Annotated in this window: 23 protein-coding genes; 14 read left to right on the top strand and 9 right to left on the bottom strand. The window is 65.8% G+C overall.

Annotation, left to right across the window (positions count from 1 at the left end; translation table 11 throughout):
- Positions 1-15: 15 nt before the first annotated feature.
- The 6 genes from rlmN to der all read left to right on the top strand — a co-directional run bounded on the left by rlmN (position 16) and on the right by der (position 6,343).
- Complete coding sequence (gene rlmN / locus FD678_RS08450) at positions 16-1,218, top strand: 23S rRNA (adenine(2503)-C(2))-methyltransferase RlmN (protein ID WP_256661896.1); 1,203 nt, start codon at positions 16-18, stop codon at positions 1,216-1,218.
- Positions 1,205-2,014, top strand: a complete 810-nt coding sequence (gene pilW / locus FD678_RS08445) for a type IV pilus biogenesis/stability protein PilW (RefSeq protein WP_140721296.1) — start codon at positions 1,205-1,207, stop codon at positions 2,012-2,014. The genes rlmN and pilW overlap by 14 nt, the downstream gene beginning before the upstream one ends.
- A gap of 6 nt (positions 2,015-2,020) precedes the next feature.
- Entirely contained in the window at positions 2,021-2,863 is an 843-nt protein-coding gene (locus tag FD678_RS08440) for a helix-turn-helix domain-containing protein (RefSeq protein WP_140721293.1), read from the top strand.
- A 74-nt stretch (positions 2,864-2,937) separates the two neighbouring features.
- Positions 2,938-3,576 carry a YfgM family protein gene (locus FD678_RS08435; protein ID WP_140721290.1) on the top strand — a complete coding sequence of 213 codons (639 nt, stop codon included), beginning with the start codon at positions 2,938-2,940 and terminating at the stop codon, positions 3,574-3,576.
- A 14-nt stretch (positions 3,577-3,590) separates the two neighbouring features.
- Positions 3,591-4,931 (top strand): outer membrane protein assembly factor BamB, encoded by a 1,341-nt coding sequence (bamB, locus tag FD678_RS08430; RefSeq protein WP_177497650.1) that lies wholly within the window; start codon positions 3,591-3,593, stop codon positions 4,929-4,931.
- Between the two features lie 11 nt (positions 4,932-4,942).
- Complete coding sequence (gene der, locus FD678_RS08425; RefSeq protein ID WP_140721284.1) at positions 4,943-6,343, top strand: ribosome biogenesis GTPase Der; 1,401 nt, start codon at positions 4,943-4,945, stop codon at positions 6,341-6,343.
- Between the two features lie 64 nt (positions 6,344-6,407).
- Here der and fdhD read toward each other — a convergent pair whose 3' ends face one another.
- Together fdhD and FD678_RS20190 are read right to left on the bottom strand one after the other, a co-directional pair.
- Complete coding sequence (gene fdhD, locus FD678_RS08420; RefSeq protein WP_140721280.1) at positions 6,408-7,244, bottom strand: formate dehydrogenase accessory sulfurtransferase FdhD; 837 nt, start codon at positions 7,242-7,244, stop codon at positions 6,408-6,410.
- Positions 7,245-7,592: 348 nt separating this feature from the next.
- Entirely contained in the window at positions 7,593-8,228 is a 636-nt protein-coding gene (locus FD678_RS20190) for a hypothetical protein (RefSeq protein WP_177497648.1), read from the bottom strand.
- A 342-nt stretch (positions 8,229-8,570) separates the two neighbouring features.
- Here FD678_RS20190 and FD678_RS08410 point away from each other — a divergent pair, with 342 nt between their 5' ends.
- Together FD678_RS08410 and FD678_RS08405 are read left to right on the top strand one after the other, a co-directional pair.
- On the top strand, positions 8,571-9,437 hold the full coding sequence (locus FD678_RS08410; protein ID WP_140721277.1) for a hypothetical protein: 867 nt from the start codon (positions 8,571-8,573) through the stop codon (positions 9,435-9,437).
- 1,059 nt (positions 9,438-10,496) lie between these two features.
- Complete coding sequence (locus tag FD678_RS08405; protein WP_218569580.1) at positions 10,497-12,161, top strand: glycoside hydrolase family 43 protein; 1,665 nt, start codon at positions 10,497-10,499, stop codon at positions 12,159-12,161.
- A 110-nt stretch (positions 12,162-12,271) separates the two neighbouring features.
- Here the strand turns inward: FD678_RS08405 and FD678_RS08400 are convergent, their stop codons facing one another.
- Together FD678_RS08400 and FD678_RS08395 are read right to left on the bottom strand one after the other, a co-directional pair.
- A complete protein-coding gene (locus FD678_RS08400) occupies positions 12,272-13,012 on the bottom strand; it encodes a polysaccharide deacetylase family protein (RefSeq protein WP_140721274.1) in 741 nt (246 codons plus the stop codon).
- Positions 13,013-13,079: 67 nt separating this feature from the next.
- Complete coding sequence (locus FD678_RS08395) at positions 13,080-13,418, bottom strand: ArsR/SmtB family transcription factor (protein ID WP_218569579.1); 339 nt, start codon at positions 13,416-13,418, stop codon at positions 13,080-13,082.
- A 150-nt stretch (positions 13,419-13,568) separates the two neighbouring features.
- On the opposite strand from FD678_RS08395, the gene FD678_RS08390 reads away from it, so the two are divergent.
- Positions 13,569-14,315, top strand: a complete 747-nt coding sequence (locus tag FD678_RS08390) for a glucose 1-dehydrogenase (RefSeq protein WP_140721267.1) — start codon at positions 13,569-13,571, stop codon at positions 14,313-14,315.
- Positions 14,316-14,560: 245 nt separating this feature from the next.
- On the opposite strand, the gene FD678_RS08385 is transcribed toward FD678_RS08390, so the two are convergent.
- The 3 genes from FD678_RS08385 to FD678_RS08375 form a co-directional block, all read right to left on the bottom strand.
- Entirely contained in the window at positions 14,561-14,794 is a 234-nt protein-coding gene (locus FD678_RS08385) for a hypothetical protein (protein WP_140721264.1), read from the bottom strand.
- Between the two features lie 194 nt (positions 14,795-14,988).
- Complete coding sequence (locus tag FD678_RS08380) at positions 14,989-15,825, bottom strand: SAM-dependent methyltransferase (protein ID WP_140721261.1); 837 nt, start codon at positions 15,823-15,825, stop codon at positions 14,989-14,991.
- A gap of 123 nt (positions 15,826-15,948) precedes the next feature.
- Entirely contained in the window at positions 15,949-16,362 is a 414-nt protein-coding gene (locus FD678_RS08375; RefSeq protein WP_140721258.1) for a DUF4124 domain-containing protein, read from the bottom strand.
- Between the two features lie 135 nt (positions 16,363-16,497).
- On the opposite strand from FD678_RS08375, the gene FD678_RS08370 reads away from it, so the two are divergent.
- Entirely contained in the window at positions 16,498-16,911 is a 414-nt protein-coding gene (locus FD678_RS08370; RefSeq protein WP_140721255.1) for a VOC family protein, read from the top strand.
- Between the two features lie 226 nt (positions 16,912-17,137).
- On the opposite strand, the gene FD678_RS08365 is transcribed toward FD678_RS08370, so the two are convergent.
- Positions 17,138-17,329 (bottom strand): hypothetical protein, encoded by a 192-nt coding sequence (locus FD678_RS08365; RefSeq protein ID WP_140721252.1) that lies wholly within the window; start codon positions 17,327-17,329, stop codon positions 17,138-17,140.
- 613 nt (positions 17,330-17,942) lie between these two features.
- On the opposite strand from FD678_RS08365, the gene FD678_RS08360 reads away from it, so the two are divergent.
- On the top strand, positions 17,943-20,360 hold the full coding sequence (locus FD678_RS08360; protein ID WP_177497646.1) for a glycoside hydrolase family 2 TIM barrel-domain containing protein: 2,418 nt from the start codon (positions 17,943-17,945) through the stop codon (positions 20,358-20,360).
- 17 nt (positions 20,361-20,377) lie between these two features.
- Here the strand turns inward: FD678_RS08360 and FD678_RS20185 are convergent, their stop codons facing one another.
- The gene (locus FD678_RS20185) at positions 20,378-21,259 is read right to left on the bottom strand and encodes a helix-turn-helix transcriptional regulator (RefSeq protein WP_177497643.1); all 882 of its coding nucleotides are present in this window, start codon (positions 21,257-21,259) and stop codon (positions 20,378-20,380) included.
- Between the two features lie 144 nt (positions 21,260-21,403).
- On the opposite strand from FD678_RS20185, the gene FD678_RS20955 reads away from it, so the two are divergent.
- The 3 genes from FD678_RS20955 to FD678_RS08345 all read left to right on the top strand — a co-directional run bounded on the left by FD678_RS20955 (position 21,404) and on the right by FD678_RS08345 (position 24,112).
- On the top strand, positions 21,404-22,291 hold the full coding sequence (locus tag FD678_RS20955; protein ID WP_177497641.1) for a helix-turn-helix domain-containing protein: 888 nt from the start codon (positions 21,404-21,406) through the stop codon (positions 22,289-22,291).
- A 251-nt stretch (positions 22,292-22,542) separates the two neighbouring features.
- Positions 22,543-23,487 (top strand): helix-turn-helix transcriptional regulator, encoded by a 945-nt coding sequence (locus FD678_RS08350; protein ID WP_177497639.1) that lies wholly within the window; start codon positions 22,543-22,545, stop codon positions 23,485-23,487.
- A gap of 127 nt (positions 23,488-23,614) precedes the next feature.
- Positions 23,615-24,112 carry a nuclear transport factor 2 family protein gene (locus FD678_RS08345; RefSeq protein WP_140721240.1) on the top strand — a complete coding sequence of 166 codons (498 nt, stop codon included), beginning with the start codon at positions 23,615-23,617 and terminating at the stop codon, positions 24,110-24,112.
- Positions 24,113-24,243: the final 131 nt, after the last annotated feature.

The following is a 24,243-nucleotide window of genomic DNA, read 5'->3' as shown; positions in this document are numbered from 1 at the left end:
GTTGACGTGAACGAGATCGTGTCGATTCCTGGCGTGACGACCACCGGCGAGCCCGTCGCCGGCGCGCCGGCGCGCAAGCAGAACCTGCTCGATCTCGATCGCGCCGGGCTGGAGCGCTTCTTCGAGGAGACCCTCGGCGAGAAGCGCTACCGCGCCCACCAGGTGATGAAGTGGATCCACCACCGCTACGTCACCGAGTTCGGCCAGATGACCGACCTCGGCAAGGCCCTGCGCGCCAAGCTGGAGCGGCACGCCGAGGTCGTCGTCCCCAACGTCGTGTTCGACAAGCCCTCCGCCGACGGCACCCACAAGTGGCTGCTGGCGATGGGCGCGGATGGCAAGAACGCCATCGAGACCGTGTACATCCCGGACAAGGGCAGGGGCACGCTGTGCGTGTCCTCGCAGGTCGGCTGCGGGCTGAACTGCACGTTCTGCTCGACCGCGACCCAGGGCTTCAACCGCAACCTGACCACCGCCGAGATCATCGGCCAGGTCTGGGTGGCCGCGCGCCACCTCGGCAACGTGCCGCACCAACAGCGCCGCCTCACCAACGTGGTGATGATGGGCATGGGCGAGCCACTGATGAACTTCGACAACGTCGTGCGCGCGATGAGCATCATGCGCGACGACCTCGGTTACGGCCTGGCCAACAAGCGCGTGACCCTGTCGACGTCCGGCCTGGTGCCGATGATCGACCGCCTCTCCGCCGAGAGCGACGTCTCGCTGGCGGTGTCGCTGCACGCGCCGAACGACGAACTGCGCGAGACCCTGGTCCCGCTCAACAGGAAATACCCGATCGCCGAGCTGATGGCCTCGTGCGTGCGCTACCTGCGCAGCAGCCACAAGCGCGAATCGGTGACCTTCGAATACACCCTGATGAAGGGGATCAACGACCAGCCCGAACACGCCCGCCAACTGGCCCGGCTGATGCGCCAGTTCGAGAACGCGGTGCAGGCCAAGGACTCGGCCAAGGTCAACCTGATCCCGTTCAACCCGTTCCCCGGCACGCGCTACGAGCGCTCCGGGGAAGCCGAGATCCGCGCGTTCCAGAAGATCCTGCTGGACGCGCAGGTCCTGACGATGGTGCGCCGGACCCGCGGCGACGACATCGATGCCGCCTGCGGCCAGCTGAAGGGGCAGGTCATGGACCGCACCCGCCGGCAGGCCGAGTTCCGCCGTTCGCTGGAAGGCCAGGCCAGTCGAGATGCCGCGGCGTGACGTTGCGCTCGCTCTGATCCTCCTGGCCGCAGCGCTTTGCGCCGGTTGCGGCACCGCCTCGCGCAACGGCAAACCCGGCAAGGTCAGGAACGTCGAACAGGTCGCGCCGCGCTACGACCTGCGCGACAGCGCCGAGACCCGCAACCGGATCGCCCTGCAGGAAAGGCTGGGCCTGGCCGTCAACCGCCTGCAGACCGGCGAGTACGACGATGCCGAGAGGCTGGCCCGGGACGTGCTGAAGCGTGACCCGAAGTCGGTGGACGCCTATACCGTACTGGCGGTCGTCGCCAGCCAGCGCGGCGACGGGCAGGCCGCCGGGGATTACTATCGCAAGACCACGGAGCTGGCCCCCGGGCAGGGGGACGTGCTCAACAACTACGGGGCCTGGCTGTGCGCCAACGGCTATCCGGCCGAGGCGCTGGTGTGGTTCGATCGCGCGATGTCCGACCCGCGCTACGGCAGTCCGGCCTCGGCCCTGGCCAATGCGGGGGGCTGTGCGTTGCAGGCGGGACAGAACGAACGCGGCCTGCGCGACCTGCGCAGGGCGCTGGAACTGGACCCGGCCAACGCCTATGCGCTGGAGTCGATGGCCCGCAACGAATATGCGCACGGTCGCTATTTCGAAGCCCGGGCATTCTCCGAGCGCAGGCTGGCGGCTGCGCCGGCCACGGTTTCCGTGTTACAACTGGCTATTCAGATTGAAATGGGGCTTGGCGACAAGGTAGCTGCCGGCCGGTACCAACAGCGGTTGGGCAAGGAGTTTCCTGAAACAGCAGCCGCGCATCCGGGGGGCTAAAGCGTTGTGATCAGCGATTCCAATCCAAACCCTTTCGAGAACCAGAAGGGATGCGGACAATGCCTTCGCGAGGCGCGCGAACGCGCGGGCCTGACGCTCGAAGGCGCGGCGGCGCAGCTGCGCATGCCGATCCAGGTCGTGCGGGCCCTGGAGCAGGAGGATTGGCAGAAGCTCGGCGCGCCGGTGTTCGTGCGCGGGCAGCTGCGCAGTTACGCCCGGCTGCTCAAGGTGGACCTGGAGCCGCTCCTCGAGGCCGCGCCGATCGCCCCGGTCGAGCCGGTGAAGCTGGTCAGCCATACCCATACCCCGAAGATGCGACGGGTGCTGGAAAGCACCGCGAGGCGAGCGGTGTACGTGGTCATGACCGGCGTCCTGGCCATCCCGGTCTGGTACGCCACACGCAGCCATTTCGACGGGCGCGCCCCGAGCACCGCCTCGCTGGACGAGGTGCCGCCGGAGGCCGCCGCGCCCGTGCCGCCGGACGGAAGCGCCGCGCCGGCGCCCGCTGCCGAGGCCAGGAAGCCGGTGGCGACCCCGTACATCGCCTCGATGGCCCCCGTCCCGCGGCCGGAACCGGCGCACGACGAGGGCCTGACCCTGCAGTTCAATGGCGACAGCTGGGTGCAGATCTCCGCGCCGGACGGCAGCATCGTCGAGAAGGCGTTGGTCAAGGCCGGCGAACAGCGCCAGTACGCGGCGGGGCAGGTCGCGCGCGTGGTCCTGGGCAATGCGTCCGCGGTCGAGGTTCAGCAAGCAGGCAGTATCGTCGACGTGAAGCCGTTCCAGCGAGCCAACGTGGCCCGTTTTGCGGTATCCTCCGACGGCTCCGTGGTACCGGCTTCAGAGTAGGTCGGACTGCGGTTTTTCGTTTCTCCCTTTTGGTTTGATGCTTCGCGTCCCGTGATGGCGAAGCGAGAGTACGCATGGCGATCGACGAGTTGCTGGACGAACACGAACAGGGCGAACGCGTCCGTTCGTGGCTAAGGAAGAACGGCGTGGCCCTGCTGGGCGGCGTCGCGGCGGGATTGGCCCTGATCCTGGGCGGGCAGTGGTGGAGCAAGCATCGCACCGATGCGCTTGCCCAGGCGCATGCCCAGTACGAGGCCGTGGTGAAGAGCATCGAGGCCAAGGACCTCGACAAGGCCGGCAAGGACATGGCCGCGCTGGCGTCCGGCCAATCCGGGATCTACGGCGAACTCGCCGCGCTCCGGCTGGCCAAGGCCCAGGTCGATGCCGGCAAGACCGAAGACGCCATCCAGGTGCTGCGCAACGTGCAGTCCGACGACCAGTTCAAGCTGATCGTGGACCAGCGCCTGGCCCGCCTGCTGATCGAAACCGGCAAGGCCGCCGAGGCGCAGGCGCGGCTGGCTTCCGCGGACGACGGCATCAGCCTCGAGATCCGCGCCGATGCCGCGGTGGCCCAGAACAAGCGCGACGAGGCCCGCGACCTGTACACCAAGGCCCTGGTCCTGGTGGACGTGGCCTCGCCGCAGCGCCGCCTGCTCGAGACCAAGCTGGCCGACGTGGGCGGTACCGTGCCCGATCCGGCCCAACCGATTTGATGAAGCAGGTGGCCATGTTCAGACGTATTGCAATCATCGCCCTGATGGGCACCGCGCTGGCCGGCTGCAGCACCATGAAGGGCTGGTTCGCCGGCAAGGACGCGGCCGCCAAGAAGGCGCAGGAACCTGCCGAGCTGGTGAAGTTCGAGCCGACCGTGAAGGTCGACAAGATCTGGTCCACCGGCGTGGGCAAGGGCGAGGAACGTCGCGGCGTGCGCCAGCGCCCCGTGGTCGCCGACGGCCGCGTGTACGCGGCGGCAACGTCGGGTTCGATCTATGCGCTGGACCTGCAGACCGGCAAGAAGATCTGGGAGTACGAGGCCAAGAAGGAGCGCAAGGAGCGCCTCAAGGCCGAGGACGATGTCCCCAGCCAGGTCGAGAGCGAATCCAAGGAAGGCCTGTCCAAGGAAGAGAAGGCCTCCCGCAAGGAGCGCCTGCGCAACGAGAAGCAGCAGCGCAAGGAGCGCAAGGCGCTGGCCAAGAAGCGTCCGCTGCCCCGCTTCGCCGGCGGCCCCGGCGTGGGCGACGGCCTGGTCGTCGTGGGCTCGCTGGAAGGCGACGTGATCGCCCTCGATGCCGCCAACGGCACCGAGAAGTGGCGCGCCAAGGTTCCCAACGAAGTGATCACCGCTCCGGCCGTCGCGCAGAACCTCGTGTTCGTGCGCAGCAACGACGGGCGCGTCACCGCGTTCGACGCCGCCACCGGCGAACGCCGCTGGTTCCACGACCAGGAAGGCCCGACGCTGTCGGTGCGCGGCAATGCCGCGATCACCCTCGGCCCGGGCGTGCTGTTCGTCGGCAACGACGACGGCACCATCACCACCCTGGCGATGCAGGACGGCCGCCCGTTGTGGGAGCAAACCGTCGGCGTGCCGGAAGGGCGTACCGAACTCGAGCGCATGGCCGACGTCGACGGCACCCCGGTGCTGGAGGGCACGACCCTGTACGTGACCAGCTTCAAGAACGAGACGCTGGCCATCGAAGGCCCGACCGGCCGTCCGTTGTGGAGCCGCGACCATGGCGGTCCCGGCACCGTCGGCGTTTCCTCCAGCCTGGTCGTGGTCGCCGACAACGCGGGCACGGTGTGGGGGCTGGACAAGAATTCCGGTTCCGCCATGTGGTCCCAGGATGCGCTGGCCCGCCGTTCCCTGACCGGCGTGGCGATCCAGGGCGACTATGCGGTGGTGGGCGACTACAAGGGCTACCTGCACTGGCTGAACCTGAGCGACGGCAAGCTCGCGGCCCGCGCCCGCGCCGGCCGCGACACGTTGGTCGCGCAACCGGTGGTCGCCGACGGCATACTGATCGTCCAGAACACCGATGGCGACCTGACCGCCTTCCGGCTGGCCCACTAAGGAACCGTGCGATGCTGCCCCTGGTCGCCCTGGTAGGACGGCCGAATGTCGGCAAGTCCACGCTATTCAACGCATTGACTCGCAGCCGTGACGCCCTGGTCCACGACCAGCCCGGCGTCACGCGCGACCGCCATTACGGCGTCTGCCGGCTCGACGAGGCCGCTCCCTTCATCGTGGTCGATACCGGCGGCATCGCCGGCGAAGAGGAAGGCCTCGCCGGCGCCACCGCGCGCCAGGCGCGTGCGGCGGCGGGCGAAGCGGACCTGGTCCTGTTCGTCGTCGATGGCCGCGAAGGCGCTTCCGCGCTGGACGACGAGATCCTGGCCTGGCTGCGCAAGCTGTCGCGGCCGACCCTGCTGGTCATCAACAAGATCGACGGCACGAACGAGGAAGCCGTGCGCGCGGAGTTCGCGCGTTATGGCTTTGCCGATGTCCTGGCGATCTCCGCCGCGCACCGGCAGGGCATCGACGAGGTGCTCGACGAGGTGCGGGCCCGGTTGCCCGAGGAAGGGGCAGGGGAGCTGCTCGACGACGATCCCTCGCGGATGCGCGTGGCGTTCGTCGGCCGTCCCAACGTGGGCAAGTCCACCCTGGTGAACCGCCTGCTCGGCGAGGAGCGGATGATCGCTTCCGACGTGCCGGGCACCACCCGCGACTCGATCGCCGTGGACCTGGAACGCGATGGCCGCCAGTACCGCCTGATCGACACCGCCGGCCTGCGGCGCAAGTCCAAGGTCGAGGAGGCGGTCGAGAAGTTCAGCGCCTTCAAGACCCTGCAGGCGATCGAACAGTGCCAGGTCGCCGTGCTGTTGCTGGACGCCAGCGAGGGCGTCACCGACCAGGATGCCACCGTGCTCGGCGCGATCCTCGATGCGGGCCGTGCGCTGGTCGTGGCGATCAACAAGTGGGACGGCTTGACCGACTACCAGCGCGAGCAGGCCGAAGACCTGCTGTCGCGCAAGCTCGGTTTCGTGAACTGGGCGGAAGCCGTGCGCATCTCGGCCAAGCACGGTTCGGGGCTGCGCGAGCTGTTCAAGGCCATCCATCGCGCCCATGCCTCGGCGACCCGCGAGTTCAGCACGAGCGAGGTCAACAAGGCGCTGGAAATCGCCTACGAGACCAATCCGCCGCCGAGCATCCGCGGCCATGTCTCCAAGCTTCGCTACGTGCATCCCGGCGGCACCAATCCACCGACGTTCATCGTGCACGGCACGCGCCTGAAGGTCCTGCCGGAGTCGTACAAGCGCTACCTGGAGAACTTCTTCCGCAAGCGCTTCAAACTGGTCGGCACGCCGGTGCGCTTCATGTTCCGGGAAGGCGCCAACCCGTACGAAGGCAAGAAGAACGAACTGACCGAGCGCCAGATCGCGCGCAAGCGCCGGCTGATACGGCACGTCAAACGGAGCAAGTGAAGCGGCCCCGGGCCTCCGGGCGCGAACCGTCGCGGGCAGGGGGCGGGGGGCGGGGCCGCGTCGCTCACTCAGCCAGCAGGCGTTCCGGGAAGGTGTAGACGTTGTATCCGTCCTGGCGCGCGAAGCCGACCAGGCACACGCCGGCACCGCGGGCCAGGTCGACCGCCAGTGCGGTCGGCGCCGAGACCGCCGCCATGAAGCCGATGCCAGCCCTGGCGGCCTTGGTCACCATCTCGTAGCTGGCGCGGCTCGAGATCACCAGCATCCCGGCTGCCGGTGCAATGCCGGCCCGGTGCATCGCGCCGACGAGCTTGTCCAACGCATTGTGCCGGCCGACATCCTCGCGCACGAGCACGATGTGGCCTTCGCGGTCGGCCCAGGCGGCGGCATGGGTCGCGCCGCTCACCGCGTTCATCGGCTGGTGCGCTCCCAGCATGGCCAGGGCACGCCGCAAGGCACCGACGCCGACGCCCGGACGGTCCCGCACCAGGGGCGGCGGCCGCAGCACGTCCTCCAGCAAGCGCGTGCCGCAAACCCCGCAGCCTCCGCGGCCGGGCAACAACCGCGAGGTCGCATCATCGAGCGCAGCCGCAGGGGCATCGACAGCGACCGTCATCGCCAGTTCGATGCCTTCCAGCTGCTGCCGCGTCTCCACCTGCAGCAGCTGCGATGGACGCTGGATGAGTCCTTCGCTGAGGGAAAAGCCCAGCGCGAAGTCGTCCAGATCGCAGGGAGTGGCCATCATCACCGCGAACGGGTGGCCGTTGTAGACCATCGCGACCGGCACTTCCTCGGCCACGGCGTCGACGAACTGTTGCTCCTGATCCCCGCGACGGCGCAAAACGGAACGGGGAACGCAGCCGGGTACCTGGGACTGCGCGGACTTGCTGGGCTCGGGCATGGAGCTATGTACGGATGAAGAGAACTCCAAGGGTATAGCTTCGTAGCCCATGCCCGTACTTTACATAATATACATTATGCGAACTTCTTGGGGCCCGCATTCGCTGGATCTGGCTCTGGCTCATTTCTTGCTTTCCCCGGTGTCTGTCGATGAGCATTCGCCACCGTAGCAACTAACAAATAGCTCGGTTGCCGAGACACTGGCTGCAGCCCAAGCCAGGCCTGCGGCCCAAGCCGAGTTGATGGATGGCGCTCGATCCGAGGCGTTGCACGATCCGGTTGTTTACGAGTTCCGAGGGCTTGGCTCTGCATGCACTCCTGGAACGAGGTGTGCCAGCGGAGTTGATGATTACCGCTCCCGATCCCATTTGTCGTTAAGCAGGAATTTTCGTCTTAGAGTGCAGAAAGCCTCCACCCAATCCTGGAGGGTGCGCCCCCCTGAGGAGATGCTCAGGACCGATCCCGCCGCGATCTTGCGCGCCGCGCTCATCGAGTTCAATGAGCAAGAATAGCCACTATCTATTCGGTGCCTGAGCGTAGGCGGCGCCGGATGGCCGCCACTTGCTGAGTAGGCATCAACAGGCTGCTGCGTGAGCTGCAGGAGCCTCGCTGCGCGCTCAATCGCAAACCAGTTGGGATTGCCTTTTGAGGGTGTGGTTGCTGCCGTCCCGCGTGCTCGGCTTGGGATTCTTGGCTTGATGTTGCTCGACGCGCTGACGCCATGCGGCTTCCAATGCCGCCGCAGATCCCGCAAATTGCCCAACTGTGCTTCCGCGCGGTCTTCTGTAGCGCGAACATGCTGGATCAAGGTGTCGCGTTCAGCCTGCACCGCATCCTGCACCTGACGCAGCTGGATCCGGACCGTGCTCAGCCGCGTCGCCCGGGCCGCAGTCAAACGTGGCGAGCGTCCGCGCAAGAAGGCCGCGATCACCCTGCCCGAACTGGAAGCTATGCTGGCGACTTGCGATGACAGCGTGGAAGGCATTCGGGACCGCGCCCTACTCTGCTTCGGCTTCGCCAGCGGCGGGCGCCGGCGCAGCGAGATCGCTAAGACCGTCAAACAAGGATATCGAGTTGTTTCATCGGCTGAGGGTACATGCAACAAGAGAACATGGCGCGACGTATCAGTCTCCGGGCTGGACGACCTTGGGCGACAACAGCGCGGCAGTCTGGGATAGGGGCTTCTATGCACTCCTGAAGGCCCCTGCGCAGTTGCACGACCTGTTGGTTCTGCTGAAATAGCCGCAGGCATCAGAGGCATCCGCTTCCCCTAGAACCAAAGGTATCCCAAGTCGGGAAACCTCATCCCATATTCGACGTCCTATCAATGACTTTCTACCACTACACCAACGCCGACACGCTCCCACTGATCTTGGCAAATCGCACGCTCCGTTTTACCCGTGCGGATCTACTGGATGACGAGTCAGAAGTTCCGTTCCGGTCCGTCCAGCTTGATCAACGTAGATTCTTTGTGAGCTCATGGTCGCGAGGAACACACGGCGAGGCCGGTATGTGGGCGCGATATGGTGACGCCGATCGCGGCGTACGTATTTCTCTGAAAGAGGTACGATTTCCCTGGTCACTGCTGCACGTGAACATATCCCGTGAGACGAGGCTGCACAAAAAAGATGGCTCACCCCAAATGGTCGGGCTGCAGATCCGAGATGTACGCGCCCCGTATGAAAAGAAGACGATGTTCGGGACCGGTTACGTTCTGTTGCCTACGGGAGCGGACGAGGAGGCCGTGTTTGGTTCAGACGTACTCTATGCAACTAACCCGGAGGCGGAGGTTCAACGCCGGGTAACGTTGACCGAAGAGGGCATGACGTTCCGCGGCGACGCAACCTACGCAGCGCGAGTGAAAGGTACTGCGTGGGCGGACCAGGCAGAACATCGGTTTGTGATCAGCGCAATCAAGGGGCCCTTGATGGATCATGCTGCGGAGCCCACCAGATACTCCAACGCCCTATTAGACCTGATCGAGGCCGGATCAGCGAGTGGATTTGCCAACTTCTCCCCGGACGTGCCCTACATCGACCTGCCTCTGGCGAATGATGCCTTCGAAGGGGTGATAGTAACGACAGGTTCCTGGATGCCTTCAGCACTAAGAGACGCTCTCGAACGCAGCATCAAGGATATGGTGCCAACGGCCATCTTCGAGGAGTGTGCACTCAAGGTGCGGCCGAGGCATTGACGCCCCTGATGCGCCCCGACGTCGCACCGCTACTCAAGCGGGAGGCGTCGGCGGCGTCGCGCAACATGTCGGAACCACAAAGCCGAGCCTCGTTGAAGTCAGGTGTCCACTTCGGATCAGAAGCTGCCCGCCCTACCCCCGGTAACGCCCTCTAATCGCTTACCCGTGGATCTTGACTTTCAGTTCAACGGGAAAAGTCGCACTACGCCCATTCCTACGCGACATCCCTTACTTGCTCTGCTCGCTGTTGCGTCATGCGCCAGCGAGATTCGACGCGCGCTCGTCGACGCGCATGGGCTGTATATCGCGTAGTTGGCAGCGATGCACGGTATCGAAGGATGGCTGGTGTTGCTGCGATCCGGCGCCTCGACGGGCGAGACTGTCTGTTGCGCGCACTCGAAGGCCTGATCCGACGCGGCTACGCCCAAGGCCTGGATGCGGTGCTCCGCGGACATCTCCAAAGCCGTGTAAAGAGCAGCGTGAGCTGGCGGCTGCCATCGATCGAGGTTCGGGCTCGACCGGGACATCTCGACCAGATCCGAATCACTTGGCTGCGAGTGCCAACGCCCGAAAGACGTTGAATCGTGGACAGTCCACTCACCATACCCACGCGGCCAAGACGGCGACCGCCCCTCCGTCGAGGCGGTCGCGCCCCGCCGCATCGCGGCGACATATAGAACTACGGGGCAGATTGTCGTCGCCAGCGCAAACTCCGAGGTGATTTGTCGGTACCGGATTTAAGTTGGTGGTGTTTGAGCGAAGTTAGCCGCGAATATGGCGAATTTTATTCGACTCGCCCTACTAAGGGTTCGCCCCGTCGCCCGAAAATATGATAATAATTCAAGCAGTTAGATCTATGGCGAATTCTTGCCGTCAATCAACGCCTGCGCCGCTTGCAATAAACTATTGAAGGCCACGCCAGCCATGAGCCTCGTTGGCCTGTTGCAATGCCGTGTGGGCCATGACGATGCTCAAGGTGGCGACCTATTCCTTCTGCATGATGTGGCGGCACGCACCCTCGACGATGCCTGACTCGCAATGACTACTGCGGAGAAGAACTTGGACCAGAAAGCTGACAGTCTGCGCCGCGTTTCCACCGTTTCTCCGGCCCATCTCATGAACCGTCCGATTCTCTTCTTGACGGCCCTCATCCTCGTCGCCGTCGCATCTCCGGCCGTTCCGGCGACACAGACAGCACCGGCGGATCCTGCCCACAATCCGCTTATCTGGGCCGACGTTCCGGATATGGCCATCATCCGTGTAGGAAAAACCTACTACATGAGCAGCACGACGATGCACATGAGTCCGGGCCTGCCGATCATGAAGTCGACGGACCTGGTCAACTGGCGTATGGCCTCCTACGCCTATGAAACCCTTGCCGACAACGAAGCGCTGCGCCTCGAGAATGGTAAAAACGCCTACGGCCGCGGCTCCTGGGCCAGCAGCCTGCGATATCACGACGGCGTGTTCCATGCCTCGACTTTCTCCGCCACCACCGGACGCACCCACATCTACACCACGCGCGATCCGGATCGCGGCCCTTGGAAAGAGACGAGTTTCGAACCCGCGATGCATGACCACAGCTTGTTTTTCGACGACGACGGTCGCGTCTACATGGTTTATGGGAGCGGTCGCATCATGCTGACCGAACTGCAACCCGATCTTTCCGGAATCAAGCCCGGCGGCGTGAACCAAGTTCTCATCGAAAACGTCAATGCCGTCTTCGGCACCGACTTGGGCGGGCTCAATGGCGAGGGCTCACAGCTTTCCAAGATCAACGGCCGCTACTACCTCTTCAACATCGCCTCACCCGGAAGCCGCTGGGCGCGCACCGTCATCGTCCACCGCGCCGACACCATCACCGGTCCCTACGAGGGCCGCATTGCGCTCGATGATCGCGGCATCGCCCAGGGCGGCCTCATCGATACCCCGGACGGCAAATGGTTTGCCTATCTCTTCAAGGACCAAGGCGCCGTCGGTCGCATCCCCTACCTCGTACCCGTGACCTGGAAGGACGGCTGGCCCGTGCTCGGCCAAGACGGCAAGGTGCCCATGACGCTCGACATTCCCGCTGGTGGACAGGGCATCTCCGGCGTCTCCGGCATCGTTGCTTCCGACGAATTCGACCGCCGCCCCGGCGACCCCGCCCTGCCCCTCGCCTGGCAATGGAATCACAATCCCGACCCTCGCGACTGGTCGCTCGCCAAGCGCCCGGGGTACCTGAGCTTGGTCACAAGCCGGATCGTTTCCACTTTACCCGAGGCTCCCAATACTCTCACCCAGCGCACATTTGGCCCGGACAGTTCCGCCACAACCCGCATCGACGTGAGCGGCATGAAAGACGGCGATTGGGCCGGCCTGGCCGCTTTTCAGAAGAACTATGGTTTTGTAGGCGTAAAGATGAGCGACGGCGCCAGATACCTTGTCATGGTGAGCGCCGACTCCGATCATCCCGAAGAGATCGCCTCGGTTCCCCTCTCTGGAAACGCCGTTCACCTCAAGGTCGAATGCGAATTCGAGCCAGCGCCTGAAGTGGCTCGCTTCTCCTACAGCCTCGACGGCAAATCCTGGACTCCCGTTGGTCGCCCGTCGCGTCTAACCTATTCCTACCCAGCGCATTTCATGGGTTATCGCTTCGGCCTCTTCTATTATTCGACCAAGACCACCGGCGGCCGTGTGGATTTTGATTACTACCGGATCGGACAAAGCGGCGGCGCCCGCTGACACGGTACGGTCTTAACCTGGAGCCGCCCTGGTCACGTTAGAGCAAGCTACTGCCAAGCTGAAGCAACGGCTTGGACCTATGGCGTGCTCCTGGCGCTGCTCGCTGGTCTTTAATGGTCTGGATGGCGGGTGGCATAACCGATCACGGTCGAGAAAGGTGCCACCCAGATCCTGTCGGAATGGGCTTTGAGATAGGCGAGGAGCTGGGCATGGGCTTCTGCGGACACGGAGAGGTAGTCGCCGCCCACACCGTGGAAACCGAGTACGACCACCCCGCCCTTGCGCTCGGCATCCTGGACAGCGGCGATCAGGTCGGCACCGGTCGCGTCGGAGGGGAAAAAGCGGCTCGGCACATCCATGGGATCGAGAGGGCGCTCTGTTGGATCCGCGGCACGGGTATAGCGCGTCAGTCCGCTAGCGCGCAGCTCCGGAAGATAGTCGACGCCTCCGGCCAAGTGCTGGCCACAAGGAGTCGCATAGCTGTGCTGCAGCTTGCCGTCAATCGCCGTCAGCATCGTGTTCATGGTGCGTATCTCTGCCAGCATGGTGTCGATGTCGTAGGCTTCGCTGGTGTCGATCTTCTTCGCGGGCGGATAGTTGGCCTGTGGGCAAGCATGGCGAATGGTGTGGTTGCCGAGTTCGTGGCCTTCGGCAGCGGCAGATCGCCAGCGCGCAATCTGCTCCGGAGTAATCTTGCTGCCGATCAGGAAGAAGGTTCCTTTGAGGCCGGCGGCATCGAGTGCCGGAATCGCGTTGTCGAGTTGGGAGACGAGCGCATCGTCATAGGTCAGCACCACGGCTGCCTGCTTGCCGTCCGGCCAGGGCCCGGCCACAGCCTGGGTAGCCGTCATGGCGATTGCAAGAAGAACCGATCCGATTCGCATCGTTGTCCTCAGTATTCGATTGGCGACGATGCCATCAGCCGCCGCGCGCTTTGCCGCCCTTGCGTTTCGCCGCCTTCATCCGGTCCGCCAGCTGTTGCTGGTACGCGGCCATCACTGCCGGCAGCAACCCGGGAAAGCGCTCGTTGATTTCCGCGCAGCGCGTGGTGTTGCGCATCTCCACGCCCTGGCGTTCGCTGCGGATCAGGCCAGCTTCGCGCAAGGCACGGAAATGCTGCGAGAGCGTGGATTTCGGAATTTCGCGGTCGTCCAGCTGCAGGAACGCCGAGCAGCTCGTGCCCTTCTCAGAAGCGGCAAGCCCGGCATAGATGGCCACCCGCACCGGGTCGGCCAGGACGTGGAGGATGCCTTCCACGGTGACGTCTTCGATCGAGGGATGAACTAGCGGTCTCATGGCTGCAATCTTAGCAGCCCTTGACTTACGGTTCGTTAGTTCATATGTTTCGAACTATTGAATTTATGAACCGGGCAATTCGCCCTTCCATCACCTGACAGGAAATCCGTCATGAGCAAGCTCAAAGGCAAAGTCGCGCTGGTCACCGGCGCATCCAAGGGCATCGGCGCCGGCATCGCCAAGGCGCTGGCCGCCGAAGGCGCGGCCGTGGTCGTCAACTACGCCTCCAGCAAGGCCGGCGCCGACGCCGTGGTCGAGGCCATCACCAAGACCGGCGGCAAGGCCGTGGCCGTTAAGGGCGACGTGGCCAAGGCTGCCGACGCCCAGGCCATTGCCGATGCCGCGGTGAAGGAATTCGGTCGCCTGGACATCCTGGTGAACAATTCCGGCGTCTACGAGTTCGCGCCGCTGGAGCAGATCACCGAAGAGCATTACCACAAGCAGTTCAACGTCAATGTGCTGGGGCTGCTGCTGACCACCCAGGCGGCCGCCAAGCATATGAACGATGGCGGCAGCATCATCAATATCGGTTCGCTGGTCACCCGCATCGTGCCGCCGGGCGGTTCGGTCTACACCGCCACCAAGGGCGCGGTCGACGCCATCACCGGCGTGCTGTCGCGCGAACTGGGCCCGCGCAAGATCCGCGTCAATGCGCTGAACCCGGGCATGGTGGAGACCGAGGGCACGGTAGCCGCCGGATTCATCGGTTCGGACTTCCACCAGGGCGCCATCGCGCAGACCCCGCTGGGTCGTATCGGCCAGCCGGGCGATATCGCGTCGATCGCGGTATTCCTGGCTTCCGACGATTCGTACTGGCTGACCGGCGAGAAGCTGTACGCCGCGGGCGGCGCGCGCTGACCCGATAGGTCCGCGTTGGCAGGCTGGGGAGTGCCATGGGCTCCCCGGCCTGCTCCGGTGGTTGCCGTCCGCGAGTTGGCTTCGCGCAATGCAATCTGCGCCAACCCGGTTCACGCCTACCCGGGCCAAGGACAGCAGCGCGTCGCCGTACCTATGCAGCCTGCTGACTCGCAAGGCCGCAGCGGAGCACCACGGCAAGAAAGCCTGGAATTACCCAGGCCTTCGAAACGATGGCAGAAAAGGGATCAAAGCTGTACCGCGAAAAGTGGCGCTGCAATCGCTTGCGTGACCTGGGGCGGGAAAAGATCGATGCCATCGAATTCCTGGCCCAGGCATGCGGTTTCTCCGCTTGCCACTGCAGCCGTCAGGGCTCGGGGAGCATCCACTCTTTCAAGAGCCGTCGCCAGCGCTTGCGGAGATGCGCGCCGCAAGGATGCGTCTCGGCCGATCATCTCCAGCAACTCAATGGTGTCAGCCATTCCACCCTCCTCTTGTCATCCATCGGTCGAGTTCGTGCGGCGGCCCGACGGCAACCGGCGCGCCGCGCCTTCATACCACAATCGATACTCGGTCGTTTGTCAGCAGGCTGGCTTCCTGGCCGCATCCCGGAGCCCAGGCCGAACCGGCGCGTCGTTCCCGTCCCTGCGCAGGAAATGGTCGTGCGAGATCCAGATCACACTGCGATCGGCCTGCCATAGATCTCGTGCAAAACCGCCGCACGGCGCATGAACTCTTCGTCTCGCTGGATCGCTTCCGCTGGCGGCACGACGACGGTTTCTTCCGCAGTCATGGGGATCTTGGCGATGTCGCGCAGCGCCACTTTGCGGACGCGTGGCCCTTCGATGGGCAAGATGGCCGCACGATAGACGATGACTTCATGATCGATCGGGTAGTCCAGGCTCAGCCGATCGACAAGGAGTTGCCTGTAAGCGGCAGAGGCATCCACCCTGGAAATGGATTCATTGGCGATCATGGCGACCTGCCACAGCACGAGGTAAGCGGTCCGATCCAGCCGGCGCTTGAAAAAGACCAATTGATTCACTTCGAAATGCTGGCAGCCGTGACTCCCGGGATCGATACCAAGGTCCGCGTAAAGGCAATCTTCGGCGGAAATGCCCGGTTCCATGAATGCGTCGTATCCTTCGGAGCGCGCTACTTCAATGACCTTGTGCGGCGACCAGGCAAATACGCCCGGATGGCCATAAAAGGCGCCGCAGACCTTCTTGCCTGCACGCACTTCCGCCATCATCAGGTCAACCCATTCCTTGTAGGTCTCTGATCGGGGTTTTCCTTCGCCATAGTAGGGTTGCAGGCTGCGGACGTCCTTGTGCATGCGTTGCAGCCATTGCTCCACGATGCCGTTGGACACCCCGGCGAATACGACGTCGGCCTGCTCGATATGGCTTCGCGCGATCGGCGTGAGATGCGAGCCCAGCGTCATCCCCAGGCCGACACAGACGATGCTGCCCCGAGATGTTTCGCTGGCCGGGATGTTCAAGGTCGTGCTCATTGCCTGCCTTTCGTTCCAGCGACGATCGTTGCCGGGAATGTTGTATGGGAGCGGCGTATGCCCGCAACTGGCCGTTGGGAGCGGAACTCCCGGTTGCATACCCATATGGGATTACTTATGGGATTACTTGCACGCCTCCCAAACCCGGTTGTCCCAATGGCTCGAGAACTCGAAGGTCCGCTTGAGCCCTGCCCTGTCGTAAGCCGCCTTGCGGGCCGCCTTTTCCGCCTCGCATGGGTTGCCTGACCGCGGCTCGCGCAGCCTTGCACGGCTCGGCTGCGCCGGGGTTCGGCGGGCGGCCGCGTTGCGTGCGGCGATCTCGCGGCCGATCGCGGCTTGCCGCGCCACGAACGACCGGCTGGGCTCCGGATCGGGAGGCGCAGCCCATGCTTTCTCGTTACTGGATTGCGAGGAACAAGGCGCGGACTGGTAGGTCGCATCGCCACGCGAATCCACGCACTTGTAGACCATCTGTGCCGACGCTGGCCCGGCGATCCCTGCGAATACGAACAGCAACGAACAGATGCGAACGTCCATGATCACCTCCTTGTGGAAGAATCATACCTTTCCCAGGGCCAGGCTTTCCTGGAGACGGGCCCGGCAATCAACGGCCGTGCGATCGGGACCATGCCCGGCCATGACTCGAGCCCGTAGCCGGATTGGAGATACGACATGATCCCCTTCAACGTAGAACGCATCGACCACATCGTGCTGCGCGTGTCCGACCTGCAGCGGAGCATCGAGTTCTATGGCCAGGTGCTGGGATGCGCGGTGGACCGGAACCGGCCCGACCTGGGCCTGGTCCATCTGCGCGCGGGTGCTTCGATGATCGATCTCGTGGACATCAACGGTCCGCTCGGGGTACGCGGCGGACGCGCGCCGGGCGACGAGGGCCGCAACGTCGACCACGTGTGCCTTCGTGTCGACCGGTTCGACGAGGCGAGGATCCACGAGCACCTGGCGCGCTTCGGACTGATGGCCGATGCCGCTCAGCGTCGGTACGGCGCCGAGGGAACGGGTTATTCCCTCTACTTCCCCGATCCCGATGGGAACCAGGTGGAGATCAAGGGACCTTCGGAAACCTGATCCCTCCCGCCAGGCAGGCTGCGTCGAGGCCGCCGTCGCGGCGGAAGCGCACGAGGTGATATCCAGGAGCGAAGATCGACAGGTCGGCTCCGGCCTGGGCCGGACCACTTCGACATCGTCCTGCCCTGCGGCGGCGGCATCACGCTGAGCATCCACGTCCTGCGCTCGGCGCAGCCGCTGCTGGCAGATGTGGCGCCGCTGCCATCCCCTTGCACGGGCGCGTTCTTCAGGAGCCCGGCCTTTTCAGGTACTTCCTGATGGCGACACGCTGGCGGGCGTCCAGGCCGCCGCCATGCTGCCGGAGCAGCTGCAGGATCCTGGCATGGGCCGCTAGCGTCCGGCGCTGCAATTCCATCGTGGCGGCTTTCTCCAGGGCGATCAGGTCCCGCAAGGTCGGGTTGGGCGGAGCATTCTTCATGGGTGATCCGGTGACGATGGCAGTCCCGGTGCGATTGTCTTGCATCCAGCAGGCCGGGCACCACCGCCCTGCCCGCGTACTGGGCCGACGCCACCGCGGTACGCAGCGCCCCATCGGCCGTCCCATCGCGAATATCGATATCGAAATCGCCTCCGATGGATAACCGAACGAGCATGGGCCACACCGATCATCGCGTTGGGTTTCGGAGCAATCCGCGGCGCCAGGCACGAGAATCTTCCTGGCATGGACATATATCCAGCCAGAATGATGCGACGCAAGTTGACAGGCCATCCGCATGAACCGAAGGTGCGCGTCCATGGCGCGTCCATGGCGCGTCCATGGCGCGTCCTGCTGCATGCATGCGCGCCACGGGGACGATGCTCCTGTTGCGGCCACATCGCCCCGGCAGCTCGAATGGTTTCCCGAAGTTTTCGAAATGACCGGCGACCAGAATATCCACGCGCAACGCGATCGGCGTGGAGCTCGCTGCCGGGCAATGCCGTGCCCGAGATCTCCCGCCTTGCCGGGCCTGTCGACGGCGCGACCACAACCTGAGGATTCTCCAACTCCGATGAACATCGAGTTCCGTCGACGCATCGCAACGGCGCAGGCCATGCACCGCCCCCTGGCAGCCGTGCTAGCCATGGCGCTGGTGGCGTCTCCCGCTTCGGCGGAGATCCGCAAGCTTTCGCAGGATTGGCGTTTCCATGCCGGCGAGGTCGCAGGCGCGGAGCGCGCCGGGTTTGCCGACCGGTCTTGGCAAAGCGTGGTGGTGCCGCACGATTTCTCGATCATGGACACGCCGGATGGACGCCCGCCGTTCGATCGCGACACGCCCAGCGGCCAGGACTCGGGCTACCTGCCCGGCGGCATCGGCTGGTATCGGCGGCACGTCGACCTGTCCGCGGCCGACGCCGGCCGCATCGTCCGGCTGAACTTCGAAGCGGTGTACATGGATGCCGACATCTGGGTGAACGGCGAACACCTGAAGCGGCATCGCTACGGCTACACCGCGTTCTCGGTCGACCTGACCGGCAAGGTCCGGCCCGGCGACAACGTCATCGTCGTGCGCGTCAACCATGTGGATCCGTCTTCGCGCTGGTATGCGGGCTCGGGCCTCATCCGGCCGGTCGCGCTCGAAATCCTCGATCCGGTCCACATCGAACCCGAGAGCGTGTTCGTCACCACGCCCGTGGCCGGCGAGGACCGGGGCGTGGTCGCGGTGGCTGCCGCCCTCGTCAACCGCTCGGGCAAGGCGCAGTCCGCCGAGTGGGTGGCGCGGGTGGTGTCGGCCAGCGGCGAAACGGTGGCCGAGGCCAGGCGGACCGAGGCATTGCCCGCGGGCGCGCGCGCCGAGCGATCGCAGCAGCTCGCCGTGGCCAATCCGCGTTTGTGGTCGCCGGACGCTCCCAACCTCTACACGCTGGTCCAACAGATCCGCATCGGCGGTGCGACCGTCGACGAGCGGCGCACCCGCTTCGGCATCCGCACGATCGCGCTGGACGCCGCGGACGGCCTGCGCATCAACGGCCGCAAGGTGCTGTTGCGAGGCGGCAACATCCACCACGACAACTACATGATCGGCGCCGCCGGCATGCCGGACGCGGATGCGCGCAAGGTCGCCCTGATGAAGGCCGCCGGGTACAACGCCATCCGCAGCGCGCACAATCCGGCCAGCCAGGCCACGCTCGACGCCGCGGACGAACTGGGCATGCTGGTGATCGACGAGGCGTTCGACAGCTGGAGCAAGAGCAAGAAGCCGCAGGACTATTCGCGCTTCTTCGCCGAGGACTGGCCGCAGGACATCGACAGCCTCGTCGTCAGCGGCCGCAACCACCCCAGCGTGCTGTTCTGGAGCATCGGCAACGAAATCCCCGAGGACGGCACGCCCGAAGGCGTCGAGAGCGCCCGCAGGCTGGCCGAGCGCGTGCGCAGCCTCGATCCGACGCGCCCGGTCACCCAGGGCATCAACGCCGATCCGCCCAGGAGTACTCGGCAGGCCGGCGTGCTCGGCGTGGCCGGCTACAACTACCACGTGCACCTCTTCGCCGAGGAGCACGAGCGGCTCCCCGGGCTGGCGATGTACACCTCCGAGTCCACGTCGAAGGAGTTCTTCCGCTACTGGCGTGCCGTCGAGACCATGCCGTGGGTGATCGGCGATTTCGTCTGGACCGCGGTGGACTATCTGGGCGAGGCCGGCATCGGCTGGATGGGATACAGCCAGGACTGGCAGAAACTCGGCCCCTACCCCTGGCACCTGGCCTACAGCGGCGAGATCGACGCGACCGGGCGCCTGCGTCCGGCGGCCTATTACCGCCAGGTCGTCTGGAAGACCGGCATGGTGCCGATATCGGCATTCGTCCGGCAGCCGCAAGGCACCGAGGATCTGCCCGATCGCCACCTGTATCCGGTCGTGCAGCCGCACCTCGACTGGTCGCTGGACGATGTCCATCCCAGTTGGACCTGGCCCGGCCAGGAAGGCCGGCGCCAGGAAGTGCAGGTCTACTCCGAGTTCCCGGAAGTGGAGCTGTTCCTCAACGGCAAGAGCCTCGGTCGCAAGCCGGTCGGCCAGGACAGCGAATACAAGGCGCTCTACGAGGTGCCCTACGCGCCCGGGCGCCTGCTCGCCGTGGGCTACCGCGACGGACGCGAGGCCGGGCGCTGGGAGTTGCGCACGGCCGGTGCCCCCGCCGTCGCCGAGGCCTCCTCCGACCGATCGCGGCTCCGGGCCAACGGCGAGGACCTGGCGTACATCGCCGTGGAATTGCGCGATGCCGACGGCACGCCCATCTATGCCCGGAAGGACGACAGGCAGGTGCGCGTGCGCGTGACCGGGGCGGGAACGCTGGCCGGCATCGGCAACGGCAATCCCGTGGACGTTTCCAGCTTCCAGTCGGGCGAACGCAAGACCTTCCATGGCCGGGTGGTCGCGGTGGTCCGCGCTGGCGTCCGGGCCGGCCCGATCACCGTGGACATCGACGTGGAAGGCCTGCCCTCGCGCCGGATAAGGCTCGATGCGGTGACGCCCTGAGCTTCCGCCCTGCCCGCCTAGCGCCGGCCTTCGCTCCGGAACCGACTCGGCGGCATTCCCATCGTCCGGCCGAACACCGCCGAGAATGCGGATTGGGTGCGGTATCCAACTGCCAGCGCCACGTCCAGGATCGCGTGGCGCGTGTGCAGGAGCAACTGTGCGGCCGCCTGCATCCGGAGCTGGGTCAGTTTCGCGTAGGGCGGCATGCCCGTGGCGGCCTTGAATGCGCTACAGAAATGGAAGCGGCTGAGACCGACCAGGTCCGCCAGTTCCTGCAGGGAGATGTCGCCATCCAGGTGCGCCTGCATGTAGTCCACCACGCGCCCTACCTGGCTGGCTGGCAATCCCTTCGCCGGCGGCGCGGCCAGGCGCGCCAGCGACGAATGTGCCCTGAGCAGATGCAGGCAGGCCAGTTCCACGCCGTGTTCGAGGAACAACAGCGAATGGTGGGAAGGTTGTTGCACCTCCGAGCAGATGAGCCGCAGGATGTGAGCCATTCGTTCGTCGGCGACGTCGTTGCCGTAGCGGATCTCGAACGATCGTCCTTCCGCGGCGTGATCGGCGCACTGGCGGAAGCGTTCGCTGCCGAGATAGACGTTCGACACTAGCGCATGGCCGTCGAAGTGCCAGTGTCCGCCCAGCCCCCGGGGAATGACGGTGACCGCGCCCGCGACCGGATACGAGAGGCCCTGCCGTCCTTCGACGCGGGCCCGCATCCGGCCCGTCCCGCGGTGGGCCAGCGAGAGGATGTGGACATCCATCGGCACCAGGTCGCCGTCGAAGGGCCGGCACACGTACAGGCCCGACAGGCGCGTGCCACCACGCAGGACGATCGGCAGCACCGGAGGCGGTACGCCCACCAGGGTCGAGATCACTTCCGGAGCGTCCGACAGCGGCATGGCTCTCCCCTCGGCGGCCGATCCGGCGCATGATCGGGCCGGCGCCACCCGGATACAATGGCCGAGGACGGGCGGGGAAGCCTTCCACGGCCCTGTCGTGGACATGAGATCGTATCGTTTCCCGAAGCATCTTCTCGCTCTCCGATGAGCCGGCCCCAGCCGACCGCCGCCGCCGCCGCCGAGGTCACCCGCATCGCCGGGCGCGTGCCGCCGCTCATGCCCGAACTGTTCCAGGCCGGTACCCGCCTGACCGGGCGCTGGGACAACGGCGCCTTCGACGTCGACCTGCAACCGACGCGCGAGCACATCGTATCTGTGACCTACGACGGCCAAGGCACGGCCGCGGCATCGATCGACGGCAAGCGGCTCGCCGGGCCGGTGCGGCCCGGCAGCATCACCATCTCGGCCAGTGGCCACGGCGGTCGCTGGTGCACGACCGGGTCGCGACGCGTTTCCAATGTGTTCCTGGCGCCCGAACGGCTGATAGGTTGCGTCGATGAGTTCGCGGAGGGACGCGCCTTCGAACTGTTGGATCGCGTGCACGAACCCGACGAACGGCTGGCATGCGTCATGGGCCTGCTGGCGGACGAGGCCGACGCACCCGGCCTGTATCCGCTGCTGTTCATCGAACAGACGCTGGACCTTCTTTGCCTGTACTTGCTGCGCAGCCATTCCACCCTTGCTGCGCCGCCCCCTCCCCGCGTTGCGCCGCTCGCAGCCTGGCAAGTGCGCAGGGTGACGCAATACATGCGCGAACGCCTGGGCCACGAGATCGCCCTCCAGGAACTGGCGGGGCTGGTCTCGATGAGCCGTTTCCATTTCTGCCGGGCGTTCCGGCAAGCGACGGGAATGGCGCCCCACGCCTGCCTGGTGCACCTGAGGATGCAGGCGGCGTGCAGGTTGCTGGTCACCACGCGGCTGCCGCCCGGTACGGTGGCGGCGAGCGTCGGCTATTCGAGCCCCGCTTCGTTCGCCGTGGCATTCCGGCGGGTCGTCGGGGTGTCGCCCTCCACCTACCGCGAACGCGGCTGATCCCGTCGCTCCGGGGCCACAAGCGCAATATCGCCAATGCCGGCCGCAATATCGCGACGATGCCTGTGCAGCGCCGCCGCTAGGCTTTGCCCGGCCCCTGACCGGGCCGTGCCACGACGTGGCATCGCACCCCGATGGCGACGGCCAGGATGAATCCTCCTTCCGACCTCTTGCAGGATCCCGCCGCCATCGGTCCCAGCGGCCCGGCGATGGTGCCGTGCGGGCAGGAGGCATGCGGCCCGGAACCGGACGTGCGCGACGAACCCGAAGTGGACGCCGCCGGAGCGCTCGGCCGGCTGCTCGGGCAGACGCTGCCGCTGGCCGGCTGGTCGTCGCGGCGGGGTGTGCGCTATACGCCGCGCTGGAAGCACCCTCCCCGGCGCGGGTGCTTGCCGGCGCTCGGCGAGCACGTGGTCGCCGTGACCTATAGCGGCATCGCCACCGTCATCTTGGAACGCGACGGGGTGCGCCGGACCGGCCAGTTGCGCCATGGCACCGTCACCTTGCTTCCCGCCGGGACGGAGGGACAGGTCGATTTTTCCGGGGGGCACGAATGCTCGCACGTGTTGATCCCGCCGTCGGCGCTGGAGCCCGGCGACCTGGTCCAGGTCGATGGCACGCCACGATTGCAGCTGGCGCTCGCCGATCCGGTCCTGTTCCGGCTGGTGGAGATGCTGGCGGCCATGCCGCCGGACGACGGACGCGATCCCGGCTTCCGGGAACAGTGCGCGGCATTGATCTGCACGCACCTGCTCAACCGCCACTGCTCGCCTGTCCAGTTGCCGACGGCGGTCGCGCCGGGACTGGCCAACTGGCAGCTGCGGCGGATCGAGGAGTTCATGCGGGGGCGCCTGCACGCGCCCCTGAGCCTGCAGGACATGGCGGCCCAGGTGGGCCTGAGCCGGCATTACCTGTGCACCGCGTTCCGGCGTTCGACCGGCCTGGCCCCCTACGAGTACCTGACCTTGCTGCGGATGGGGCGTGCCAAGGAACTGCTGGCGGCCAGCGAACGCTCCATCGGCGAGATCGCGGTGGCCGTGGGATACGGCACGCCCTCGGCATTCGCGGCCTCGTTCCGCCGGTCCACCGGCCTGACGCCGCGGGCCTATCGCGATCGGGCGCGCGACGGGGGGAGCAGCCCTCCCGGCCACCTGCCGCCGCACGAAGCCGGACACGTCCCGTGCCAGATGCCTTGATGACCGCCGCCGTATCGTCCGGGATTGGGCTGGCTGTCGGAATGTTGCGCCGGCAGCGCGTCGGCCGCGCATCCGCAGCATCGGCTGCGGCATAGTCGCGCCGCCTCCGCGACATCAAGGAACTGCCATGGCCACCCTGTTCGGCAACTTGCGGGGCCTTGCCCTGCTCCTGGGCACTGCGGCGGCAACGCCCGTCGCCGGCGCCTCCGAGTCCCACACTCCGCAGGAAGCGCGGAATCTGGCCGTCGCACAGGCGGCATTCGAGCGCTGGCGCCAGGGCACCGGCAGCCCGTACGACCTGCTCGCCGACGACGTGCGCTGGACGATCACCGGGCGATCGGCCGCATCCAAGGAATATCCCAGCCGGGAAGCGTTCATGGCCGAAGTGATCCGGCCCTTCAACGCCCGGATGCGCGAACCGCTGCGCCCCACCCTACGGCAGATCCTCGCCGACGGCGAACACGTCGCGATCTTCTTCGACGCGCAGGGCATGGCGCGCGACGGCCTGCCCTATGTCAATACCTACGCATGGTTGTGGCGGATGCGCGACGGGAAGATCGTCGAGGCGCGTGCCTACTACGACAGCATCGCCTTCGACGAGCTGTGGCAGCGGGTCCGGCCGTGACCCTTGCGGACCATCCGTGCCGTAGCGGCTTGCCGGCGCGAGGTCGTTCCGCGTCCGGCCTGCCGGTTGCGATGGCGGCCATGCGGAGAGATCGCGCATGCCGCCGCGCGCATCGTGCGAGGCGCGCGACT

It is taken from the genome of Pseudomonas sp. Hp2 (assembly GCF_006386585.1).
Taxonomy (GTDB): domain Bacteria; phylum Pseudomonadota; class Gammaproteobacteria; order Xanthomonadales; family Xanthomonadaceae; genus Pseudomonas_S; species Pseudomonas_S boreopolis.
Note: the sequence above shows the minus strand (reverse complement) of the source record. Positions and strands in the feature narration are given on the sequence as shown.